Annotated in this window: 24 protein-coding genes; 12 read left to right on the top strand and 12 right to left on the bottom strand. The window is 71.9% G+C overall.

What is annotated here, in order from left to right; all coding sequences use genetic code 11:
* The first annotated feature begins 135 nt into the window (after positions 1-135).
* The 3 genes from ABC795_RS03605 to ABC795_RS03595 are packed head-to-tail and all read left to right on the top strand — an operon-like array spanning position 136 to position 3579.
* Entirely contained in the window at positions 136-798 is a 663-nt protein-coding gene (locus ABC795_RS03605; RefSeq protein ID WP_347059533.1) for a succinate dehydrogenase cytochrome b subunit, read from the top strand.
* A 13-nt stretch (positions 799-811) separates the two neighbouring features.
* Positions 812-2758 carry a fumarate reductase/succinate dehydrogenase flavoprotein subunit gene (locus ABC795_RS03600; protein ID WP_347059532.1) on the top strand — a complete coding sequence of 649 codons (1947 nt, stop codon included), beginning with the start codon at positions 812-814 and terminating at the stop codon, positions 2756-2758.
* A complete protein-coding gene (locus tag ABC795_RS03595) occupies positions 2755-3579 on the top strand; it encodes a succinate dehydrogenase/fumarate reductase iron-sulfur subunit (protein WP_347059531.1) in 825 nt (274 codons plus the stop codon). Before ABC795_RS03600 ends, ABC795_RS03595 begins: the two co-directional genes overlap by 4 nt.
* 107 nt (positions 3580-3686) lie before the next feature.
* On the opposite strand, the gene ABC795_RS03590 is transcribed toward ABC795_RS03595, so the two are convergent.
* The 4 genes from ABC795_RS03590 to ABC795_RS03575 form a co-directional block, all read right to left on the bottom strand.
* A complete protein-coding gene (locus tag ABC795_RS03590; RefSeq protein ID WP_347059530.1) occupies positions 3687-4592 on the bottom strand; it encodes a DUF1028 domain-containing protein in 906 nt (301 codons plus the stop codon).
* 46 nt (positions 4593-4638) lie between these two features.
* Positions 4639-5628, bottom strand: coding sequence for an LLM class flavin-dependent oxidoreductase (locus tag ABC795_RS03585; RefSeq protein WP_347059529.1), 990 nt, complete (start codon positions 5626-5628; stop codon positions 4639-4641).
* 73 nt (positions 5629-5701) lie between these two features.
* Positions 5702-6319 carry a hypothetical protein gene (locus ABC795_RS03580; protein WP_347059528.1) on the bottom strand — a complete coding sequence of 206 codons (618 nt, stop codon included), beginning with the start codon at positions 6317-6319 and terminating at the stop codon, positions 5702-5704.
* Between the two features lie 295 nt (positions 6320-6614).
* Positions 6615-7067 carry a nuclear transport factor 2 family protein gene (locus tag ABC795_RS03575; RefSeq protein WP_347059527.1) on the bottom strand — a complete coding sequence of 151 codons (453 nt, stop codon included), beginning with the start codon at positions 7065-7067 and terminating at the stop codon, positions 6615-6617.
* Positions 7068-7222: 155 nt separating this feature from the next.
* On the opposite strand from ABC795_RS03575, the gene ABC795_RS03570 reads away from it, so the two are divergent.
* The 4 genes from ABC795_RS03570 to ABC795_RS03555 all read left to right on the top strand — a co-directional run bounded on the left by ABC795_RS03570 (position 7223) and on the right by ABC795_RS03555 (position 10080).
* Positions 7223-7762, top strand: a complete 540-nt coding sequence (locus tag ABC795_RS03570) for a dihydrofolate reductase family protein (RefSeq protein WP_347059526.1) — start codon at positions 7223-7225, stop codon at positions 7760-7762.
* A 71-nt stretch (positions 7763-7833) separates the two neighbouring features.
* On the top strand, positions 7834-8070 hold the full coding sequence (locus ABC795_RS03565; RefSeq protein ID WP_347059525.1) for a hypothetical protein: 237 nt from the start codon (positions 7834-7836) through the stop codon (positions 8068-8070).
* 125 nt (positions 8071-8195) lie between these two features.
* The gene (locus ABC795_RS03560) at positions 8196-8696 is read left to right on the top strand and encodes a hypothetical protein (protein ID WP_347059524.1); all 501 of its coding nucleotides are present in this window, start codon (positions 8196-8198) and stop codon (positions 8694-8696) included.
* A 199-nt stretch (positions 8697-8895) separates the two neighbouring features.
* Positions 8896-10080, top strand: coding sequence for an FAD/NAD(P)-binding oxidoreductase (locus ABC795_RS03555; RefSeq protein ID WP_347059523.1), 1185 nt, complete (start codon positions 8896-8898; stop codon positions 10078-10080).
* A 57-nt stretch (positions 10081-10137) separates the two neighbouring features.
* Here ABC795_RS03555 and ABC795_RS03550 read toward each other — a convergent pair whose 3' ends face one another.
* Complete coding sequence (locus ABC795_RS03550) at positions 10138-10335, bottom strand: hypothetical protein (protein WP_347059522.1); 198 nt, start codon at positions 10333-10335, stop codon at positions 10138-10140.
* Between the two features lie 214 nt (positions 10336-10549).
* Between ABC795_RS03550 and ABC795_RS03545 the strand changes: the two genes are divergently transcribed.
* Positions 10550-11287 (top strand): tyrosine-type recombinase/integrase, encoded by a 738-nt coding sequence (locus ABC795_RS03545; RefSeq protein ID WP_347059521.1) that lies wholly within the window; start codon positions 10550-10552, stop codon positions 11285-11287.
* A gap of 275 nt (positions 11288-11562) precedes the next feature.
* Here ABC795_RS03545 and ABC795_RS03540 read toward each other — a convergent pair whose 3' ends face one another.
* Together ABC795_RS03540 and ychF are read right to left on the bottom strand one after the other, a co-directional pair.
* Positions 11563-12384, bottom strand: a complete 822-nt coding sequence (locus ABC795_RS03540; protein WP_347059520.1) for a DUF6602 domain-containing protein — start codon at positions 12382-12384, stop codon at positions 11563-11565.
* Positions 12385-12982: 598 nt separating this feature from the next.
* Complete coding sequence (gene ychF, locus ABC795_RS03535; RefSeq protein WP_347059519.1) at positions 12983-14056, bottom strand: redox-regulated ATPase YchF; 1074 nt, start codon at positions 14054-14056, stop codon at positions 12983-12985.
* 35 nt (positions 14057-14091) lie between these two features.
* Here ychF and ABC795_RS03530 point away from each other — a divergent pair, with 35 nt between their 5' ends.
* Positions 14092-14289 (top strand): hypothetical protein, encoded by a 198-nt coding sequence (locus ABC795_RS03530; protein WP_347059518.1) that lies wholly within the window; start codon positions 14092-14094, stop codon positions 14287-14289.
* A 7-nt stretch (positions 14290-14296) separates the two neighbouring features.
* Here ABC795_RS03530 and ABC795_RS03525 read toward each other — a convergent pair whose 3' ends face one another.
* From ABC795_RS03525 to ABC795_RS03505, 5 genes are all read right to left on the bottom strand, one after another.
* Positions 14297-15553, bottom strand: a complete 1257-nt coding sequence (locus ABC795_RS03525) for a DUF222 domain-containing protein (protein WP_347059517.1) — start codon at positions 15551-15553, stop codon at positions 14297-14299.
* Between the two features lie 97 nt (positions 15554-15650).
* A complete protein-coding gene (locus ABC795_RS03520) occupies positions 15651-16283 on the bottom strand; it encodes a response regulator transcription factor (RefSeq protein ID WP_347059516.1) in 633 nt (210 codons plus the stop codon).
* Positions 16280-17542 (bottom strand): sensor histidine kinase, encoded by a 1263-nt coding sequence (locus ABC795_RS03515; protein ID WP_347059515.1) that lies wholly within the window; start codon positions 17540-17542, stop codon positions 16280-16282. The genes ABC795_RS03520 and ABC795_RS03515 overlap by 4 nt, the downstream gene beginning before the upstream one ends.
* Complete coding sequence (locus ABC795_RS03510) at positions 17539-18381, bottom strand: ABC transporter permease (RefSeq protein WP_347059513.1); 843 nt, start codon at positions 18379-18381, stop codon at positions 17539-17541. Before ABC795_RS03510 ends, ABC795_RS03515 begins: the two co-directional genes overlap by 4 nt.
* Positions 18378-19277 carry an ABC transporter ATP-binding protein gene (locus ABC795_RS03505; RefSeq protein WP_347059511.1) on the bottom strand — a complete coding sequence of 300 codons (900 nt, stop codon included), beginning with the start codon at positions 19275-19277 and terminating at the stop codon, positions 18378-18380. Before ABC795_RS03505 ends, ABC795_RS03510 begins: the two co-directional genes overlap by 4 nt.
* A 152-nt stretch (positions 19278-19429) precedes the next feature.
* Here ABC795_RS03505 and ABC795_RS03500 point away from each other — a divergent pair, with 152 nt between their 5' ends.
* The 3 genes from ABC795_RS03500 (at position 19430) to ABC795_RS03490 (ending at position 22529) form a co-directional block, all read left to right on the top strand.
* A complete protein-coding gene (locus ABC795_RS03500; RefSeq protein WP_347059509.1) occupies positions 19430-20800 on the top strand; it encodes a helix-turn-helix domain-containing protein in 1371 nt (456 codons plus the stop codon).
* Positions 20800-21330, top strand: a complete 531-nt coding sequence (locus ABC795_RS03495) for a methylated-DNA--[protein]-cysteine S-methyltransferase (RefSeq protein WP_347059508.1) — start codon at positions 20800-20802, stop codon at positions 21328-21330. The genes ABC795_RS03500 and ABC795_RS03495 overlap by 1 nt, the downstream gene beginning before the upstream one ends.
* A gap of 119 nt (positions 21331-21449) precedes the next feature.
* Positions 21450-22529, top strand: coding sequence for a DNA recombination protein RmuC (locus tag ABC795_RS03490; protein WP_347059507.1), 1080 nt, complete (start codon positions 21450-21452; stop codon positions 22527-22529).
* Positions 22530-22641 lie beyond the last annotated feature (112 nt).

Genomic DNA, 22641 nt, shown 5'->3' with positions numbered 1-22641 from the left:
ACCCCTCCTCACGTGTGGTGAGGGTCCCCTTACATGAGGTGTGTCACCTCGTGTTGGCTTGGTGGCAAGCCCCGTGTAGTCCTAGCGTGGGGCCTTGTGGTGACGGTGACGCACGCGCAGCGCAGGACCCCCAAGGTGGCGAAGACGAGCTCGGTCTTCAAGAAGGCCGTGATGGCCGTCAGCGGCATCATCATGGTGCTGTACCTGATCGCGCACGTGATCGGGAACTTGAAGGCCTTCTCCGGCGCCGAGGCGTTCAACTCGTACTCGGGCTGGATCCGGACGGTCGGCAACCCGGCGCTGCCGGGGCAGACGACGCTCTGGATCATCCGGATCGTGCTGCTGGTCGCCGTGGTGGCGCACTTCTGGGCCGCCGTCTCGCTGTGGCGCCAGGCCAAGCACGCCCGCCCCCAGGGCTACGTCACGAAGAAGGCCACCGCCCAGAGCTACGCCTCGCGGACGATGCGCTGGGGCGGCGTGATCATCGGGGCCTTCATCATCTACCACATCCTCGACCTCACCCTCGGGGCGGTGAACGCCGAGGGCTTCGACAGCACGCCGTACGACCGGCTGGTCGCCAGCTTCCAGAACCCCTTCGTCACGATCTTCTACGCCATCTCGGTGATCCTCCTGGGCATGCACCTGCGGCACGGCATCTGGAGCGCCACGCAGACCCTGGGGCAGAGCAACCGCCGCCGCGAGAAGACCGTCAGCCTCTTCGCCGTGGCGTTCGCGACCCTCCTCACCATCGGCTTCCTGCTGGTGCCCTTCTCCGTCCTCTTCGGGCTCATCGACTAAGGAGCTCCCCCAGATGCCTCTCGAGCTGTTCAACGTCGGCGAGCCGATCGCCGACACCAAGGCCCCGACCGACGTCCCGATCGGCGAGCGCTGGAGCGAGCGCAAGTTCCGCGGCCGCCTGGTGAACCCGGCCAACCGCCGCAAGCTGACGATCATCGTCGTCGGCACCGGCCTGGCCGGCGGCTCCGCCGCCGCCACGCTCGGCGAGGCCGGCTACAAGGTGAAGTCGTTCTGGTACCAGGACAGCCCGCGCCGCGCGCACAGCGTCGCCGCGCAGGGCGGGATCAACGCCGCCAAGAACTACCGCAACGACGGCGACAGCGTGCACCGGCTGTTCTACGACACGGTCAAGGGCGGCGACTTCCGCTCGCGCGAGAACAACGTGCACCGCCTCGCCGAGGTCAGCGTCAACATCATCGACCAGTGCGTGGCGCAGGGCGTGCCCTTCGCCCGCGAGTACGGCGGCCTGCTCGACAACCGCTCCTTCGGTGGCACGCAGGTCTCGCGCACCTTCTACGCCCGCGGCCAGACGGGCCAGCAGCTGCTCTACGGCGCCTACCAGGCGCTGGAGCGGCAGATCGCGGCCGGCACCGTCGAGCAGAACGCGCGCACCGAGATGCTCGACCTGATCGTCGTCGACGGCCGCGCCCGCGGCATCGTCGCCCGCGACCTGGTCACCGGAGAGATCAGCACCCACTTCGCCGACGCGGTCGTCATCGCCAGCGGTGGCTACGGCAACGTCTTCTACCTCTCCACGAACGCCAAGGGCTCCAACACCACGGCGATCTGGCGGGCGCACAAGCGGGGCGCGTACTTCGCCAACCCCTGCTACACGCAGATCCACCCGACCTGCATCCCGGTCAAGGGCGACTACCAGTCGAAGCTGACCCTGATGTCGGAGTCGCTGCGCAACGACGGCCGCGTGTGGGTGCCCAAGGAGCGCGGCGACGACCGCGACCCCCGGGAGATCCCCGAGTCCGACCGCGACTACTACCTCGAGCGCCTCTACCCCTCGTTCGGCAACCTGGTGCCCCGCGACATCGCCTCGCGCCAGGCCAAGAACGTCTGCGACGAGGGCCGCGGCGTCGGCCCCGGCGGCCTGGGCGTCTACCTGGACTTCGCCGAGGCGATCGAGCGGCTGGGTCGCCCGGCGGTCGAGGCGAAGTACGGGAACCTCTTCGACATGTACGCCCAGATCACCGGCGAGGACCCCTATGCGGTCCCGATGCGGATCTACCCGGCCGTGCACTACACGATGGGCGGCCTGTGGGTCGACTACGACCTGCAGTCGACGATCCCCGGCATGTTCGTGATCGGTGAGGCCAACTTCTCCGACCACGGCGCCAACCGGCTCGGCGCCAGCGCGCTCATGCAGGGCCTGGCCGACGGCTACTTCGTGCTCCCGTCGACGATCAGCAGCTATCTCGCCGACGGCCCGTTCGAGAAGGTCGACGAGAGCCACCCGGCCGCGGTCGAGGCGCTCACGGGTGTGCAGGAGCAGGTGCAGAAGCTGCTCAGCATCAACGGCAACCGCACCCCGGCGTCCTTCCACCGCGAGGTCGGCCAGCTGATGTGGGACCTCTGCGGCATGGAGCGCACGGACGAGGGCCTGCGCAAGGCCATCGACCGGATCCAGGAGATCCGCCAGGAGTTCTGGACCAACCTGAAGGTGACCGGCGACTGGCACTCGTTCAACCAGACGCTGGAGCACGCCGGCCGGGTCGCCGACTTCATCGAGCTCGCCGAGCTGATGTGCATCGACGCCCTGCACCGCCGCGAGAGCTGCGGTGGCCACTTCCGCGCGGAGAGCCAGACCCCCGAGGGCGAGGCGCTGCGCGACGACGAGAACTTCGCCTACGTCGCCGCCTGGGAGTGGACGCCGGAGGGCCAGCCCCCGGTGCTGCACCGGGAAGACCTCGAGTACGAGTACGTCCACCTCGCCCAGCGGAGCTACAAGTGACAGCCACACGGCACGACGCCCCCATGCGGTCCAGCGTCGGCAACCCCGGGGCCGAGAAGCGCGGGATGAACCTGACCCTGCGCATCTGGCGCCAGCAGGGGCCGACGGTCAAGGGCAAGATGGTGACCTACAAGATCACCGACATCTCCCCCGACATGTCGTTCCTCGAGATGCTCGACGTGCTCAACGAGCAGCTGATCATGCAGGGCGACGACCCGGTCGCCTTCGACCACGACTGCCGCGAGGGCATCTGCGGCATGTGTGGCGTCATGATCAACGGCCAGGCGCACGGCCCGCAGCAGACCACCACCTGCCAGCTGCACATGCGGTCCTTCGCCGACGGCGACACGATCGACATCGAGCCGTGGCGGGCCACCGCGTTCCCGATCATCAAGGACCTCGCGGTCGACCGGCGGGCGCTCGACCGGATCATCCAGTCCGGCGGCTACATCAGCGTGCCGACCGGGACCGCACCGGAGGCGCACGCGACCCCGGTGCCCAAGGCCGACTCGGACGCGGCGTTCGACGCCGCGACCTGCATCGGCTGCGGCGCCTGTGTGGCAGCCTGCCCGAACGCCTCCTCGATGCTGTTCACCGCGGCGAAGGTGACGCACCTGGGGCTGCTCCCCCAGGGCCAGCCCGAGCGCAACGACCGCGTGGTCAACATGGTGGCGCAGCAGGACCGCGAGGGCTTCGGCGGCTGCACGAACATCGGCGAGTGCTCCGCCGCCTGCCCCAAGGGCATCTCGATGGAGACGATCTCCCGGCTCAACCACGACCTGCTCGGCGCATTGCGCGCCGGCGCACGGCCGAAGAGCTGACCTCGCCGCACCCACGTGGTGCGGCTGGGCACGAAAGCCCCTCTCCGGACGCCGGAGGGGGCTTTCGTGCACAGGCGAGCGCGATCCGCGGCTCGTCGACTGCAGGGTCAGGTGGCGGGCACCGGCGGCATGATCCGCTCCACGACGTCAGCGGGCATCAGCCCGGCCTTGCCGAAGCGGCTGGCCGCCTCGATGAACTGGGGCGCGGACGCGGCGAGGTCGACGAGCATCGCGCGGGCGTCGTCCTCGCGGCCGGCCAGGGCCGCCACGACCGCCCGCCACATGAGCTGGTCGGGCTCGGAGACCGGGTCCATGGGCCGGAGCAGCTCCAGCTCGCGGTCGGCGGTGACCGGGTCGCCGTCGATCGCCTGCTGGAACGCGCGGACGACGTCCTGGTAGCGGGCCCGGGTGACGGTGAGGTCGGCCAGGGCACCCAGCGGGTCCGGGGAGTCGTCGACCCGCAGGTCGACCACCATGTCGTGCCACGGGCGACCGGTCGTGGTGGCGCGGACGACCATGATCGCCGCCGACCGGCGTCCCCGGAAGTCGCCACCGGCCTCCTCCCCCGCCAGCAGCGCACTCAGCAGCCGCTGCGCGAGCGGACCGGCAGAGACCTCGAACCGCTCGACCATCGCCTCCCACACCGCCGTGGAGCTGGCCATGTTGGCCAGCGCCACGCAGGTGTCGCCCAGCAGGTGCCCGGCGGCGTCGACGCAGCTGGTGCCGGTGTAGACGGCGAAGTCGCCGGCCAGGCCCAGCACGGCGACCTGCCGGCGCTCGGGCTGGGGGTCGACGCTGCTGAGCGCCGTCAGCACCTCCTGGGCGGTGAACCCGCCGCGGAGGAGGTCCAGCCCGACCGCTCCGTACATGGGCTCGGCCATGGACTGGGTGGCGATGACCCCGTGCCCGGGCAGGGCGAAGGGGACGCTGTTGCCGACCGCGAAGGCCTGCGACTGGGTGGCGACGCCCATCTCCCCGGTTTCGGGGTCACGGGCCACGATCGAGTACGTCACGGTCGCGGCCTACCCGCGTCTCCCCCGGGGGCGAAACACCGGCCGGTCACGCGGTGACCGACTCCATCGCCTGGGCCAGGAGCTCGACCGATCGGAGCCGGCCGTCGAGGGTGCCCGACTGGTGGGCGATGATCAGCTCGTCGGCGTCGGCGACCTTCGTGAAGGCGTCCAGGTGCTCGCGCACCTCGGCCGGCGTGCCCACGGCGGTGTGCGTGAGCATCGTGCTCACGTGGTGCCCGGCACCCTGAGCGAGCAGCTGGTCGGCCTGCTCGTCGGTGAGGTCCTGCCCGCGGCCGAACAGGCCGATCGCGAGGTTGCGGCGCACCGCCTGCAGCTGCTCCTGGGCGGCGGCGGTGCTGTCGGCCGCGACCACGTTCACCCCGGCGATGACATAGGGCTCCGCGAGCTGCTCCGAGGGCTTGAACTCCTGCCGGTAGGCGGCGACGGCGGGCTCGAGCATCGCCGGTGCGAAGTGCGAGGCGAACGCGTAGGGCAGACCCAGGGCCGCGGCCAGCGTGGCGCCGAACATCGAGGAACCGAGGACGTAGAGCGGCACGCGGGAGCCCTTGCCGGGGATGGCGTCGACGCCGGGCACGCGGGTTTCGCCGGCCAGGTAGGCCTGCAGCTCCAGGACGTCCTGCGGGAACGTGTCGGCCGAGCGCGGGTCGCGGCGCAGGGCGTACATCGTGTTCTGGTCGCTGCCCGGAGCGCGCCCGAGACCGAGGTCGATGCGCCCGGGGTACATCGCGTCGAGGGTGCCGAACTGCTCGGCGATGGTGAGCGGCGAGTGGTTGGGCAGCATGACGCCGCCCGCCCCGAGCCGGATCGTGCGGGTCTGCGCGCCCACGTGAGCGATGAGCACGCTGGTGGCCGACGACGCGATCGTCGGCATGTTGTGGTGCTCGGCGTACCAGACCCGCTCGTAGCCGTGCTCCTCCGCGCGCTGGGCGAGGGCGACGCTGGCGGCGATGGCGCTGCTGGGCGTCTCCCCGCGCGGGATCGGGGCCAGGTCGAGGACGGACAGCTTGATGCTCATGTGCGGGCCTTTCACGTCGGTTGCCCAGCGCAACGCCGTCCGGCCCCGAGGGCTTCCCCCGCTTCCGGGCCCGTCAGCGGCTCTGCAGCGCGTCCAGGGCCACGGCCATCGCCGCCGCCACCCGGAAGTCCAGGCGCGGGTCGGGGACGGTCACGGTGTAGTGGTCCCGCAGCGCGATCCGCTTCTCGCTGCTCATCACCAGCGCACCGGTCCGGCTGTCGGTGAAGTCGAAGTGGAAGAGGAACGGCACCGGGATGTTGTTCAGGAACGGGATGAAGTTCCACACCCGGCGCAGCACCGCGATGAACGGGTTGCGCTCCTGGCCCACCGCCTCGACGCCGGGCGCGGAGACGTACCAGGTGGAGCGCAGCAGGCTGGCGCCGAACGCCTTCCGGAAGTAGCCGAGCGGCTGCCCGTACTCGTCGAAGACGTCGTGCTCGGCGCCGACGTCGAGCCGCTGCCGGGCCCTGAAGGAGAACACCCGCCGGTTCCGGGACCCATCGGCGAAGAACACGACCTCCTCCCGCAGCTTCAGCCGCTTCTGCTCGGCGAGGGCGATGAGCCCGCCCTCGCTGCCGTCGGGGTTGGCCGCCAGGATCTCGTAGCGGTTGACCATGACGGTCACCCGCTGCCTGACGAAGAACTGCGGCACCACCATGGGGGCCGGCTGGTGCCCGGAAGGGACGGTCACGACGGGTGCTCCGTTGCAGGTCTGGGGCGGGGACGGCTCATCCTGACCGATCTGGGCCGGTCACGGAACGATGCCCGTCCCACAGGGGGCTCAGCGCCGCGCGCCGGGCCCGACGGCATGAGCACCCACAGGAGCAGGTGGACCAGGACGCCGGCGCCCCCCGGCCACGGCTTCGTCATGCCACGAGCGTGCCGCCCGCGCGGCCCTGCGAGCATCTGGTGACCCCCGGATCGCCCCCTGGTGCCGCGGTCAGGGTCTCCCCGCCCAGCAGGTGACGACGAAGCCCTGACGCCCCTCAGCGCAGCGGGAGCGGCGTCGTGTCGCCGTCCTCCCGCGGGCCGAGGATCCAGCGCTCCTCGAGGGCGATGGGGACGTCGTTGATGCTGGCCTCGCGCCGGCGCATGCGGCCGTCGGCCGCGAACTCCCAGTTCTCGTTGCCGTAGGAGCGCCAGGTGCGGCCCTCGGCGTCGTGCCACTCGTACTGGAACCGGACGGCGATCCGGTCCTCGGTGAACGCCCACAGCTCCTTGCGCAGGGCGTAGTCGAACTCGCGCTCCCACTTGCGGGTCAGGAAGGCGACCACCTCGTCCCGGCCCCGGATGAACTGGTCCCGGTTCCGCCAGACGGTGTCCTCGGTGTAGGCCTGCGCGACGCGCTCGGGGTCGCGGGTGTTCCACCCGTCCTCGGCCGCCTGCACCTTCTGCCGGGCGGTCTCGAGGGTGAACGGCGGAAACGGCGGACGGGACACACGGACCTCCTCGGACGCGAGCGGCCGCTTCCCGGCCGCCCGAAGTCACTCACCCTGCCCGGAGCAGGCCGGACCGGCGAGCGCGTGGGCGATGAGTTCCGGATGTGGGTGCGGTCTACCCCCGGACATCCGCCCGCCGTACGAAGGAGTTCCCCGTGGGCCAGATCGCCGCCAGCCTGTTCACCACCGTCGACGGCTCCGCCGAGCGACCCGACCAGTGGCACTTCCCGTACTTCGACGACGCCATGGGCGAGGCCGTGGACCGCCACACCGGCCGGTGCGAGGCCTACCTGATGGGCCGGGTCCTGCACGACCAGTGGTCCCAGTACTGGCCGGGGAACGAGAACGACGACTTCGCCGAGTTCATCAACCCCATTCCCAAGTACGTGCTGTCGACGACGCTGGAGAGCTCGGACTGGGCCGGCACGACCGTGCTGGGCGACGTGGCCGGCGTGCGCGCGCTGAAGGAGCGCACCGAGGGCACCATCGGCATGTCCGGCAGCCTGACGACGGTGCGCTCGCTGCTCGAGGCCGGCCTGCTCGACGAGCTGGTGCTGCTGGTGGACCCGATCGTGGTCTCCGGCGAGCGGCGGTGGACCGACGAGCTGGGCCGCACGCCGCTGGAGCTGGTGCACTCCGAGGCCTTCCCCACCGGCGTCCTGCACCTGGTCTACCGCCCCGTCCGCGAGGAGTGAGCCGCCGCGTCGCCGTCAGGTGTTCGGGAGCGCGTCACCCGGCCGACACCTTCGGTGCCCACTCTGGCGCCATGACGGCGAGCCTCTTCGTGATCGGCATCCGGGTCGGCTGGATGGGCCGTGACGTCCGGGCGGACGACGCCCGGCCCGGTCGCGCCGAGGACGTCGTGCACGCCGTCGCCAAGCCCGTGGTCGACGGGCTGGAGGCGTCGCTGTGCGGCCAGCTGGTGCGGGCGACAGCGGCGCAGGACTGGCCGTCGCACCCCGAGATCGCCCGCTGCGAGGAGTGCGCCCGCCTCGCCGGCTGATCCCCGGCGGTCGCGGTGCGACTGTTGGCGGGCCGCTTCCCTGCCGTGCGTGCGCCGCTCTCCCGGAGGTCACCTTCCGCCCGGAGCCTCGTGGTGTCCGAACGGGACCGATCCAGGAGGAAGCCATGACCACGCCCGCACCCGCGTCGCCGGCCGCGCCCGCCACCGGGCCGAAGAACCGCAAGCAGTCCGACGACGACGCGCCCGGCACCGGGCCCGCGACGCCGGAGCTCGAGGAGGTCGTCCGCACGCACGAGGAGGCCGAGGACCGGGCGCGCGAGCTGCTGGCCGCCCAGGTCCTGCAGGAGGCACGCAACGGGTCGCACGACGAGCGGGCCCGCCAGCTCGTGCTCGCCGTCCGCCGCGACCTGCTGGTCGAGCTGCGGGCACAGGAGCAGGACCAGGCCCGCCGGCAGCTGGCCGCCGCGGCGGACAGCAGCGAGGACGCGGTCGCCGGCCTGGTGCGGGGTGTGGCGACGATCGTCCGGAGCCTGGTCCCGGCCGCGCTGGTGCGGCCGGAGGAGGTCATCGAGACCACCTACGCCCTGGCCGACCAGGGTCTGCGTGTGACCCGCCGGCTGGCGCTCACCCTCACCAGCAGCGTTCGCGGCCTCGTCACCACCTGACCCGCAGCGCCCCCTCCGCGGGTGGTCGCCGGGCCCCCGGCCCGGCGGCCACCCGCTGACGCGGCGGTCCCGGACCCCTGCCGCCCGGGCGGCCGCTCCTGGGTGTACGCCGTGCGGAACCCGGTGGAGTTGGGCAGGCTCGAGACGGTGGCCGAGCTGCGGCGTCGACGGAGTCCGTGGCCCTCTCCAGGGAGCTGGCGTGGAACGTTCCGACGTGCTGATCGTGGGCGGCGGAAACGCCGGCATCTCCCTGGCGGCGCGGTTGCTCCGGGACGGCGCCTCCGACGTCGCCGTCGTGGCTCCGCAGCCGGTGCACCGGTACAAGCCGCTGTTGAACTACGTCGGCGCGGGCGAGGCGACCATGGCGGACCTGGAGCGGCCGATGGCCGACGTCGTCCCCGACGGGTGCACCTGGATCCGGGACGGCGTCGAGGCCGTCGACCCCGCGGCCATGACGCTGCACACGCGCGGCGGGCGGACACTGCACTGCGACACGCTCGTCCTCTGCCCCGGACTGGTCGAGGACTGGGAGGCGACGCCCGGGCTGCTGCAGGCGTACGCCGACGGATGGGTCGCCTCCACGTACGTGCCGGGCAGCACGCCGCAGGTCTGGCCGAGGCTGTCATCGGTGCGCGGTGGCTCGGTGGTCTTCACCGTGCCGCCGGAGCCGGCGTCCTGCGCGCCGACCGCGCTCAAGCCGCTGCTCATGGCCTGCGACTCCTGGCGGCGCGCCGGCGTGCTCCCCTCCGTCGACGTCCGGCTCGTGCTGCCGGCGGCGACGGCGACGGGCATCCCGGAGGCCGACCGCTACCTCGAGGAGACGTTCGCGGACTACGGCGTCGAGGTGCTGCGGGAGGCGCGGATCGTGCGGGTGGACTGGGACACCCACGCCTTGCAGGTCACCTCGCGCACCGGCCCCCGGATCCTCGAGGACATCGTCTTCGCGCACGCCGTCCCGCACTACCGGGCACCGGGCTGGATCGCCGACGCCGGACTGTCCGCCGGCGAGGCCTCCGGCCTGGTCGACGTCGACCCGGAGACGCTGCGGTCCCGCCGGCACGAGTCGATCTGGGCGATCGGCGACGCAGCCGACCTCGCCACCCGGCCCTCGGGTGGTGCGCTGCGGAAACAGGTCGACGTCCTGGCGAGGAACATCGCGGCGGCCCAGCACGGCGAGCAGCTGAAGCGCTACGACGGCTACACCGTCATGCCCATCACGGTCAGCCACCGGAAGCTGATGCTCAACGAGGTCGACCGCGACGGTGCCGCGAGCCCGTCGGTGCCCTTCCTCGACCCCTTCAAGCCCCGCCGCTGGCCGTGGCTCTTCGACCGCTACGGCCTTCCGCAGGTCTACTGGCGCCGGATTCTTCGGGGGAAGGTCTGACCCCCCGGATGACACCGCCGCCGATCGGACGCGTGGGCCGGGCGACCCGGTCCTCCGCTACCGCTGCTGCCGACGGGCGATGAGGACGAGGCCGCCCACCAGGATCACGATGGGCGCCCAGGCCGGGAGCCCGAAAGGCCCGATGACGAGCTCGACCACGAAGAGCGCCAGCCGGAAGCCGACCAGGAACGCCACCAGGAGCGCGAGCCCGAAGAGCAGCGGCCGTTCCGCCTGCAGCTGTCGCAGGTAGTCCATCGGGTCTCCTCGGTCATGAGTTCCAGCCGGTCACCCGGCGGAGCCACCGGATGCGTCCGGTTCCTCGGACACATCGACGGCAGAAGGCAGCTCCTGTAGGCCACTGTCCCACCCGAGCCGACGGAGGGGCGGGTGCCGGGCAGTGACTTCCCGCCCGCGCCGTCCGGGGGCAGGTCACACGTTGAAGCGGAACTCCACGACGTCGCCGTCCTGCATGACGATCTTGATGGAGTTCCGGGTGCAACTACACGACGCCGTTACGTGTCACGACGTGGCGCTGGCGCGCCTAGCAAATCGCGCGATCAAGGAGACGACCCTCCGCGAATATCTGGCCTCACTGCGAGCCTTGGACTTGGCGGACGTTCCGTTCGATTCCGTCACAGTCGCCATGCTGACGACGAAGTTGCAGCGCGTGCTCAGCCCCAATACACGGCGCAAGCATGCGATCAACCTCCGGGCATGCCTGGGCTTACCTCTCCCCTGCCCTAAGCCCGTCAGGAAGGACTACGAGATTCCCGACCTGACTGAGCTAAGGGCCGCGTTGGAGAACTCCTCCTATCGCATGTGGGGCTTCGCCATGCTCTTCGCTGGCTTGCGCTTAGGGGAAGCCTGCACGAACCAGCCCATCAAGCGGCACGTCATCACGGTGGACCGTCAACGCTTGCCGGACGGCACGATCAGCACGCCCAAGACCGCCGGGCCAGTGACCGTCCCACCGTGGTTCGCTGACGAGTACCGGCACCACGACTTCGCCCGCGCCGCCAACACGGTCTACGTCGGGATTCGCAGGGCAGGCAAGAGGGCCGGCATCCCGGACCTGACCCCCCACAGGCTCCGACACGCCTTCGCTACCAACTTGGTCAACGCAGGGTGCTCTCCGGAGGTCCTGCGGCGGCAGATGCGTCATCACGACGTGTCGGTCAGCCTGCGGTTCTACGTCCGTTTCGTGTAAAAGCTTCACCGGGATGGGCGCACTGTTCGCAAGACCTGCCACAACTGCCACCTTGGATCGAGCATGGGCGCGCCGAGTTCAATCTGACGGCCCGGAGAAAATGTGTTGTCCATAGCAGATAAGGGCCGCACGTCCCGACGTGCCCAAAGGATACGGATGCCGGGACGCCAGGATCGCCGGCCCGTACTAGGGGTGAACGCAACGCGAGGAGCACCGGGTGTCTGTTGGGAGCAGCAAGTCCGGGCCTTCCCGAAGCGCCGAGCAAGGTGTGCAGCTCAGAAGTCGACGTTGACCCCTGTCTGGCTGCCCATCACGTACTGAAACGGGCGAACATCGACCAGGGGTGTGACACGCAAGAAGCTCCACAATTCTATCGCTAGGTCTACCAGTGGGTCGGAGTTGTCGGGAGCCATGGACGGATCGAAGACCCGCAGCCCAACGGCACCCATCTGGTCACTCCTAACGTCTGAGTTGTATCCAACGGAGAACGCGCCAGCTATGGAGATGAAGTTGGGCCACGTAGTTCGCGGTTCGTTAGAGATGTGATCCGCAAGCCTGTCAACCAGCGTCTCCATCTTCACATCGAGCCTAGCCGCGACAATCAGCGAGAAGATTTGATGCTGGTGATTGTCGGGGTCGACTACGAACTGAGGATTCAGCGCGTGGGCAGGGAACCCTCCTGGTCCGCCAATGACCAAGTAGTTGCTGCCCGAGGCTGTCCGGTCTAGCAGTTTGACTGATGCGGCATTCCGCAGTGCCTCTACCAGCGTGGTGGTCGACAGTCCCGACTTGACTTCGACAACGGCAGCCACGCCCTCAACGGGGAAGAAGTTGATGCCTCCTACCGTGAACACAGGGTGATAATCACGGCGCACGATGATCAAGTCCTGTTGCAGGCTCTGACCTCCGCGCGTGTCGATCACGAAGCCAGTCTCAATGTCAAAAGCCTTGGGGACTATTTGGCGTAGAAACTGAGTAAGAATGTGCTCGCGAGCTCTGCCCCGCTCGCCGGGATGTGAGATGAGGTCGGCGGTACTCAATCGCGCCGTTGTCTCTGCCGCCAGAGATTCCAAGACCTGCCGCGCTATCGACACCATAGGTCGATAGCATGCCAAGTCGCCAGTGTATGCGCCAACTGACTCGCCGGAGATTTCTATCCGTCTAAGTCCGCAGAGCCTCGGAGGGTCTTCGATACAAATCCTCATGCGGATCGTTCGGCAACGACGCCGAGCTGCCAATGATTCACGAGAAGTGCAGCGTGTGAGCTAGCCCCGTCCCACGGCGACTTATCAGCACATCTGCTAATAGAAGCAGCTGACTAGGGAGCACTCCGACTACTTCTCCTGGCTCGCCAGCCATCTACGGAGAAGAGCGCGAGACTCCCAACGAAGAAGACCAGGGCGGAAGCTCGGGCCCAACCCTCGTCCGTGGAGAACCAAACAACGAGGAGGATCGCCCCAACGAGAAGCGCGACACTGGCAGCCCACGAGTACGGGCTGCGCTTATCTCTTCGCGTGCCGCCCACGAGTGCTCCTAATGTAGGTAGGGCTCCGAAAACATCATCGACAGGCGGCATGACCATAAGTCCGGCGATCGAACCTCACCAGCCCCGGCAGATGCAGCGCGTAGGCTAGCCCCGTCCATCGGCGTACGGAGTGCAGTTCCCCGCCCAACTCCACAACACTGTGGCTTGCGTCACACGTTGAAGCGGAACTCCACCACGTCGCCGTCCTGCATGACGTACTCCTTGCCCTCCATGCGCACCCAGCCCTTGGCCTTCGCCTCGGCCATGGAGCCGGCCTCGACCAGCTGGTCGAAGGAGACGATCTCGGCCTTGATGAAGCCGCGCTGGAAGTCGGTGTGGATGACACCGGCGGCCTGCGGAGCCGTGGCGCCGACCGGGATGGTCCAGGCGCGTGCCTCCTTGGGGCCGGCGGTCAGGTAGGTCTGCAGCCCGAGGGTGCGGAAGCCCACCGTGGCCAGCTGGTCGAGGCCCGGCTCGCTCTGACCGATGGACTCGAGCAGCTCGGCGGCTTCGTCGGCCGGCAGCTCGATCAGCTCCGACTCGGTCTGCGCGTCGAGGAAGATGGCCTCCGCCGGGGCGACCAGTGCCCGCAGCTCGTCGAGCGCCTCGGTGTTGGCCAGCTCGTCGGCGTCGACGTTGAAGACGTAGAGGAACGGCTTGGTCGTCATGAGCCCGAGCTCGCGCAGCGGCGTGGGGTCGATGCCGGCGGCGAAGAGGGTCTTCCCCTCGTTGAGCACCTCCTGCGCCTGGACGGCGGCCGCGTGCAGCGCGGCGCGCTCCTTGTCCTTGCGCATCTCCTTCTCCAGTCGCGGGATCGCCTTCTCCAGCGTCTGCAGATCGGCCAGGAGGAGCTCGGTGTTGATCGTCTCGATGTCGTCGGCCGGGCTCACCTTGCCGTCGACGTGCACGACGTCGGGGTCGGTGAAGGCCCGGATCACCTGGCAGATGGCGTCGCTCTCGCGGATGTTGGCGAGGAACTTGTTGCCCAGCCCCTGCCCCTCGCTGGCACCGCGCACGATGCCGGCGATGTCGACGAACGACACCGTCGCCGGGATGATCTTCTGGCTGCCGAAGATCTCGGCGAGCTTGTCCAGCCGCGGGTCGGGCACGCCCACCACACCGACGTTCGGCTCGATCGTCGCGAACGGGTAGTTCGCCGCCAGCACGTCGTTCTTGGTCAGGGCGTTGAAGAGGGTCGACTTGCCGACGTTGGGCAGGCCGACGATCCCGATGGTGAGGCTCACGGGAGTCCAGCGTAGGCGTCGCTGGTTCGCCACCCATGCCGCCGGCCGATCTCCGCGTGTGCTTCCTCGGCGACTCGTCGACCGCCGGGGTCGGCGACGACGACGGGCTGGGCTGGGTAGGGCGCCTCGCGGCCTCCGCCCGCCGGTACGGCACGGCCCTGACCGGCTACAACCTCGGCGTCCTGGTGCAGGCACGCGAATGCGAACCCCACCGGGCGGCGCTCGGCCGGTAGTGGCCGATCAGCCCGCGCGCGCGTCGGCCGTCTGCTCGGTGCGGCGGGGGAGGATGAGGATCTCGGTGCCGTCGGGGCGCCAGGTGCGCCATCGTCCGTCGGGTTGTCGTTCGATCCGGAATCCGTGGTGGACCTTGGTGTGGTGCCGTTCGCACAGCAGCCCTGAGTTGTCCAGTGAGGTGTCGCCGCCCTCGGCCCAGTGGATCAGGTGGTGGACGTCGCACCAGTGGGACGGGGCGTCGCAGCCGGCGAACACACAGCCGCCGTCGCGGGCCTCCACCGCCCGGCGCAGATGGGGTGGCACGACCCGGTGGCTGCGGCCCAGGTCCAGGGGCTGACCTTCGGGGCCGAGCACGATGCGGGTGATGGTGCCGTCGCAGGCCAGCCAGCGGGCGCGGGCGGCGGAGATCGTCGCCCCGAAGCCCATCCGCCCCGCGGTCGGGCCCCTCGAAGGGTCGACCAGGTCGGTCAGGTCCACGCGCACCACCACGTGCGGCTTGACCGTCCGCAGCACCGGCAGGGACCCGGCCGCGAGCTGGTTGTCGGCCAGCTGCACCAGGGCGTCGGCGGACTGCTGCGCCCGCGTCCGCGTGTCACCCGAGGGGCGGGTGGCCTGCGTGATCGACTCGACCGCGGCCTGCAGCTTCTCCCCGCCGACGGCGTCGAGCTCACCGCGCAAGGACACCGATCCGTCGGCGTGCCGCACGATCACCAGCGACCGCTGCTCGGTCGGGTCGGGTTCGGGTCCGTCGGGGTCCAGCCGGGCCAGGTAGTGGTGCACCACCTGCCGCAGCTCGGCGTAGGGCTGGGTCGCCGCCACCTCCGCCAAGGCCGCAGCCACCCCGGCCACATCGACGCCCTGCGCCTGCGCGGCGGCCAGGTGCTTCGGCGCCGCGACCGGCGCGACCGCGGCCACCCCCTCCGGCGTCACAACGCCGGCCACCGCCGCGGCAGCGACCGCCGGCAGCTCCGCCAGCGCCCGCCCCGAACCCACCAACCGCGACGCCGCAGCCGCCGAGAACCCGGCGTGGCCGCGCAGCCAGGAGGCCATCGTCTTCAGCCCGTCGTGCTCGGCGGCCTGGGTCAGCTCGCACTCCCGCACCGTGCGCGCCACCTGCGCGGCCAGCCGGTTCGACGCGGTCAACAGGCCACCGAGCCGGTCGAGCAACTCCGGGCCGAACCGGCCCGCCAGGTCCTCGGCGGCCAGGTCGTCCAGCGCGGCCGCCAACCGGCTCACCGCATCGAACCCACCCGTCGAACGCATGTACGAAGAATACCGCCGGCCAGCCGCCGGCGCAGGGCGAATTCCCAGGTGAGCGGCTCGTCCACAGATCGGAGGAGGTCCTCGACGAGCCCAGCGGTCACCGCCCCGGCGAGGGCAGCAACCCCCGCTCCACCGCGACCAGCACCGCCCGCGTCCGATCGTCGACCCCGAGCTTCGCGAACAGCCGCAGCAGGTGCGTCTTCACCGTCGCCTCCCCGATGAACAACTGCCGGCCGATCTCCGCGTTGGTCAGCCCACGGGCCACCCCGGCCAGCACCTCCAGCTCACGCGCGGTCGGCGCGTCCACCGCCGGCGCCCGCATCCGGGACACCAGCCGGGCGGCCACGGGCGGCGCCAGCACCGTCTCACCGCGGGCGGCGGCGCGGACCGCCTCGGCCAGCTGCGGCAGGGGCGTGTCCTTGAGCAGGTAGCCGGTGGCACCTGCCTCGACCGCCCGCACGATGTCGGCGTCGGTGTCGTAGGTGGTGAGCACCAGCACCCGGACCGCCGGGTGCGCCGCCGCGAGCCGGACGATGGCGGTGACGCCGTCCATGCGCGGCATGCGCAGGTCCATGAGGACGACGTCCGGCTCCAGCTCGGCCACCTGCACCAGCGCCTCCGCCCCGTCGCCCGCCTCCCCGACCACATGGAGGTCGGGCTGTGCGTCGAGCCACCCGACGAGGCCGCCCCGGACCACGGGATGGTCATCGACCACCACCACCCGGATCACCGTGCCTCCGCCCGCGAGGCCGGCACCCGCACGGTCACCCGCGTGCCCTCGCCGGGCGACGACACCACGTCGACCTCGCCGCCGACGGAGGAGGCGCGGTCGCGCAGCCCCTCGAGCCCCGATCCCCGCGCGCCGGACGGGTCGAAACCGACCCCGTCGTCCTCCACGTGCACCGACACCTGCCGCGCCCCCTCGCCGCCCACCACCGACACCCGGATGACCACCGCCTGCGCCGCCGCGTGCCGGCGCACGTTGGCCAGGGCCTCCTGCGCCCCGCGCAGGAGGACCACCTCCTCGTCGCGGCGCAGCGCCAGCCCACCGGCCAGCGCAGCGGTGTCCACGCGCACCGGTAGCCCGGTCTCCCGGCCGAACCGCTCGGCCAGCCGGGCCAGCGCCTCGACCAGCGTCGAGCCGTCCAGAGCCACCGGCCGGAACGCGGCCACCATGGCGCGTGCCTCGGCGAGGTTCTCCCGCGCGACCTCCTCGATCAGCGCGAGCCGGTCACGGGCGGCCGGCGGATCGGTGGCGAGCTGGGCGGTCGCGGTCTGCGCCAGGACGACGATGCTCGTGTAGCCCTGCGCAAGGGTGTCGTGCACCTCCTGGGCCAGCCGCTCCCGCTCGGTCAGCACACCTCGCTCGTGCTCGGCCCGGGCCAGCTGGACCCGGGTGCGCTCCAGCTGCTCGATGAGCTCGGCGCGGTGGGCGCTCTGGTGCAGCACCCGGCTGATCCACAGCCCCAGCGCCAGGCTGAACAGCAGGCTGATGCCGGTCTGCAGCAGCACCTCGCGGGCCAGCTCCCCCGACACGGCGTGCACCAGCGGGCCGGTCGCGGTGGCGGCGGCCAGGAGCACGGTCCACGCCACACCCGTCGTCCGGCCGTGCACGACGAACCACACCTGCGGATAGGCGAGGAAGAGCAGGAAGAACAGCTCCGGGGACAGGAACCCCAGCATGCAGAAGCCGGCGACGAGCACCGCCAGGTAGACCACCGCACGGACCGGCGCGCTGCCGCTCAGCGCCGGCGCGCCGGCCAGCACGTAGGCCACCGCGAACGCCGCCAGCACCCCGAGGACGGCGGCCAGCCGCCCACCGTCGTGGTCGGCAACCGCCGTCGCCACGGCCAGCGTCCACAACGCCGCCGAGATGACGTGCATCCCGACGACGGTCGCCCGCCACCCGCTCTCGGACAGCGGTTCGGCGCCCCCCTCCTCCTCAGCCGGAGGGAGGAAGGCGACGCCGAGCCGGTGGCGCAGGCTCATCCGGCGTTCCGTCGCCACCGGAAGGTTCGGACGCAGACCACGACGCCGATGATCACCCATGCGGCCAGCACCGCGGCAGTGGTCCCGTGCTCCCAGCTGCCCGCGGGTTCCGCGACCGCTGCCGCGTCGGGCAGGAAGACCGAGCGCATCCCCTGCGTCATCCACTTGAGCGGGAAGACCGCGGCGAGCTGCTGCATCCAGCCGGGCAGCTCCGAGTACACGAAGAAGACGCCGGAGAAGAACTGCAGGACGACGGCGACCGCCGGGATGCCGGCCCCCGCGGCCCGCGCACTCCCGACGAACGACGACACGGCGATGCCGATCACCGTGCCGGCCAGGATGCCCAGCACGGCCACCCAGGCGAAGGTCAGCCAGCGGCCGGCGTCGTCGGGCATCGGCACGTCGTAGACCGTCGTCGCCACCACCAGCAGCACGGTCAGCTGGACGACGGTGGTGAGCAGGACCTGACCGGCCTTCCCGATCCCGTACGCCAGCGGCGGGGTGCCCAGTGTCTGCAGCCGCACGAGGTCGCCTCGGTCGCGCTCCTCGGTGATGGCGATGCCGACGGCCTGGAAGCTGGTCAACATGACCCCCGTCGCGGCGATCCCGGCCAGGAAGTACTGCCGGAAGTCCACCCCCGGCACCACCTCCTGGCCGCCGAAGACCGACCCGAAGATCACCAGCATCACGACGGGGTAGGCGAAGGAGAACACCAGCTGGCCCGGGTCCCGGATGAACAACCGGAGCTCGAGGGCCACCCGGGCCCACCCGATGGCGACGGCGCTCGGCGGCGCCGGACGCTGGGTAGGCGGCGCCGGGGTGGGCAGCAAGGCGGTCATCGGGGCGCTCCCTCGGAGACGAGCCGGAGGTACACGTCCTCCAGGCCGGGGCGGGTGACGGTGAGGTCGGGGATCTCCCCGGTGGGGGTCGCGGCCAGCAGATCGCGCAGGACGCCGGCCGGCGCGGTGGTGACCACCTCGCGCGCGGCGCCGTCCTCGGTCCAGCGCACGGTCGCCTCCTGCCGCAGCCCGGCACCGAGGGCGCTGGGCGTGGCCACCTCGACCAGCCGGCCCGCCGCGATGACCCCGACCCGGTCGGCCAGGTGCGCCGCCTCGTCGAGGTAGTGCGTGGTCAGCAGGACGGTCGTGCCGCGGTCGCGCAACCCTTCGATCAGCGTCCAGAACTGCCGGCGGGCGACCGGGTCGAGCCCGGTCGTGGGCTCGTCGAGGAACAGCAGCTCCGGCCGCCCCTGCACCCCCAGCGCGACCTCCAGCCGCCGCCGCTGCCCGCCGGAGAGCCGGTCGACGCGCGTACCCGCCGTCCCCGACAGCCCCACCGCGTCGAGCAGCTCGGCGCTGTCCTGCGGGGTTGCGTGGTAGTGCGCGTAGTGGCCGACGGTCTCCCCGACGGTGAGCGCGTCGCCGGCGCCGGTGCTCTGCCCGACCACGCCGACACGGTCCCGCCAGCGCCGATCGGCCCCGGCCGGGTCCTCCCCCAGCACCTCGAGCGATCCGCCGTCCCGCCGGCGGAGCCCGGCGAGGATCTCGACGGTGGTGGTCTTGCCCGCCCCGTTCGGGCCCAGCAGCGCGAACACCTCGCCCCGCCGCACGTCGAGGTCGACGCCGTCCACGACGGCCCGCCCTCCGTACCGCTTGACCAGGCCGCGCACGCGCACGGCCGGTCGATCGCCGGACGCCGCACCCGGCAGGGCCGGCGCCTCATCAGTCGTCGTCATGCACCCACACTGGCCGGGAAAAGGGCCGGGGAGGACGACCGAAGCGCTGATCCGCGGTCCACCGATCGGTGGACAGCCACCGCGGAGGCCGATCCACCGCGGCGTCCGAAAACCGCCAGAGACCGGCGTCCGGCACTGGCATGCTCGACGTCGTGAGCGAACCCCTGGGCCGGCAGCGCTGCTACCGCGCCGTCGCCGGCCGGGATGCGCGCTTCGACGGCTGGTTCTCCACCGCGGCCGCGGCCCAGGGCGCCGGCTACCGCGCCTGCCGCCGCTGCCGGCCCGACGCCGCGCCGGGCTCCCCGCAGTGGGACGTGCGCGCCGACGCCGTCGCCCGCGCCGTCCGGCTGATCGCCGACGGGGAGGTCGAGCGCTCCAGCGTGCCGGGGCTGGCGGCCCGGCTCGGCTACTCCGAGCGCCAACTGCACCGGCTGATCGTCGGCGAGCTGGGCGTGGGCCCCCTGGCGCTGGCCCGCGCCCAGCGCGCGCAGACCGCGCGGGTGCTCGTCGAGACGACGGACCTGCCCATGGCCGACGTCGCCTTCGCCGCCGGCTTCTCCAGCATCCGACAGTTCAACGCCACCGTGCGCGAGGTGTTCGCCGCGACCCCCGGCGAGCTGCGCCGCAGCCGGCGTGGCACGCACGGGGGGCCACCCGGCTGGCTCTCCCTCCGGCTCGCCGCACGCGCCCCGTACGCCGCCGACGAGGTGCTGCTCTTCCTGGGCGCGCACGCCGTCCCGGGTCTGGAGGAGTGGGACGGAACGACGTTCTCCCGGGTGCTCGACCTGCCGCACGGTCCCGCGGTGGTCCGGCTCTCCCCCGCACCCGACGGCGCGGCCGCGGTCAGTGCCCGGCTGCGGCTCACCGACCTGCGCGACCTCGGCGCGGTCGACGACGTCCTGGCCGCCGACCCGGCGCTCGCCCCCCTCGTCGCCGCTGCCCCGGGACGGCGGGTGCCGGCCTCGCCCGACGCCGAGGAGCTGGCCGTGCGCGCCGTGCTCGGCCAGCAGGTGTCGGTCGCCGGTGCCCGCACCCTGACCGCCCGCCTGGTCACGGCGGCCGGCACCCCGATGGCCGAGCCGGTCGGCACCCTGACCCACGCCTTTCCGCGCCCGGAGGCGCTGGCCGCCGCCGACCTCGGCGCGGTCGGCCTCACCGGCGCACGGCGGCGCACCGTGCACGCGCTGGCCGCCGCGCTGGCCGACGGGACCATCACCCTCGGACCCGGCGCGGAGCGCGCCGAGGCCGGGCACGCGCTGCTCGCCGTCCCCGGCATCGGCCCGTGGACGGCGGCCCTCGTGGGCCTGCGCGGGCTCGCCGACCCGGACGTCTGGCTCCCGGGCGACCTGGCTCTCCGGAGGTCCCTCGCCGCACTGGGCAGCAGCGACACCGACGCCGCGACCCGGTGGCGGCCCTGGAGCTCCTACGCCGTCCTGCACCTGTGGGCGCTCGCCGTGCCGTCCCTGTTCACCCGCCCGGCTCCCGCCGCCTTCCCTCCCCCTGCCCTCCCGAGGAGCGCCTGATGACCGGTCCCGCCCGCCACGCGACCACCGCCACCCCGGCCGGCCCGTTCACCGCGGTCGTGACGACCGACGACGACGGCCGGGAGCTCGTCCTCGCCAGCGGCTGGACCGCCGACGTCGCCGACCTGCTCGCCGTGGTCCACCCAGCCCTGCGGCCGGACGCGTCCGCCCCGGTCGGCCGGGTTCCCGTCCTCGACACGGTGGAGGCCTTCGTCGCCGGGGACGTCGCCGCGATCGACGACGTCGTCGTCCAGCAGCGGTCCGGGCCGTTCCTCCAGGAGGCGTGGGAGGTCCTGCGGACCGTCCCCGCCGGCCGGCCCGACACCTACGCCGCCTTCGCCGCGCGCTGCGGCCGCCCGGCCGCGGTGCGCGCCGCGGCCAACGCCTGCGCCCGCAACGCCACGGCGCTGTTCGTCCCCTGCCACCGGGTCCTCGGCTCCGACGGCGGGCTGGGCGGATTCCGGTGGGGAACGCCGGTCAAGCGCTGGCTGCTCGACCACGAAGCGGAGCACGCACCGGTCCCGGCCTGAGAAAGGACCTCCCTGCCACCGCCCGCCCGCCCGCGGCGGCGCCCTCGAACGGGACGGGACGCGCTGACGAACCGGACCCTTGCCCGGAACTGTCGGTCGCCTCCGGCACCCTCCACGGCATGGACGCCGCTTCCCTGCTCCTCGGGCTCCTCCTCGGCGCGCTGCTGGGTGCCGCGATCACCCTCGGCGTCGTCACGCTGCAGGCCCGCCGGCGGCCGGAGGACGCCGGGCTCGAACCGGTGCACGAGTCACTGGACCACCTGCACCGGCTGCTGGCCGGCATGGAGCGGGCCCGCGCCACCGCCCACGGGGAGCTGCGCGAGCAGATGGGCAGCGTAGGTCAGGCGTCCGCGCAGCTGAAGCACGAGACGGCGGCGCTGGTCACCGCCCTGCGCACGCCGCACGTCCGGGGCCGCTGGGGCGAGGTGCAGCTGCGGCGGGTGGTGGAGGTCGCCGGGCTGCTCGAGCACTGCGACTTCGTGGAGCAGCCGGCCGGCACGAACGACGAGGGCGCCGGCGTCCGCCCCGACCTCGTCGTCACCCTGGCCGACGGGCGGCAGGTGATCGTCGACGCCAAGGTCCCGTTCACCGGCTACATCGAGGCCGTGCAGGCCGAGGACCGGGCGGTGCGGGCCGAGCGCGTCGCGATGCACGCCCGCCAGCTGCGCGCCCACGTCGACGCGCTGTCCGCCCGGCGCTACCCGACCGCCTTCCGCCCGGCGGCGCCCTTCACCGTCCTGTTCGTGCCGTCCGACGGCTTCCTCACCACCGCCCTGGAGGCGGAGCCGGGGCTGCTCGAGTACGGGTTCGCCCGCGACGTCGTCCTGGCGACGCCCAGCACGCTGCTGGCGCTGCTGCGCACCGTGGCCTACTCCTGGCGGCAGGAGCGGCTGGCGCGCGACGCCGACCAGGTGCTCGAGGTGGGCCGCCGCCTGCACGCCCGCCTCAGCACGCTGTCCGGGCACCTCACCCGTCTGGGCTCGGCCCTGTCGACGACGCTGAGCCGCTACAACGAGACGGTGGGCTCCTACGAGCGCTCGGTGCTGACCGCCGCCCGGCGGTTCGACGACCTCGGCATCGCCGAGTCGCCGGTACCCGAGCCGGTCGAGGTGGAGGCGACGATCCGCACCCTCCGGCCCGCCGACGACTTCGGTCGGCCGGACGTCGCCGGGCAGGAGCGCGACGGAACGTCCGGCTGAGCCGGAGGGCGTGTCGGGCTCAGCGGCGCGCCGGCTCCCGGGCGCGCCCTGCCGGCGCCGAGAGGCGGGGCTCGTCCGCCCCCCGTGTCACACCCACCACGGGGCGTGACTG

This window comes from Blastococcus sp. HT6-30 (assembly GCF_039729015.1).
Taxonomy (GTDB): Bacteria; Actinomycetota; Actinomycetes; order Mycobacteriales; family Geodermatophilaceae; genus Blastococcus.
This window is presented reverse-complemented; position numbering and strand designations above follow the sequence as displayed.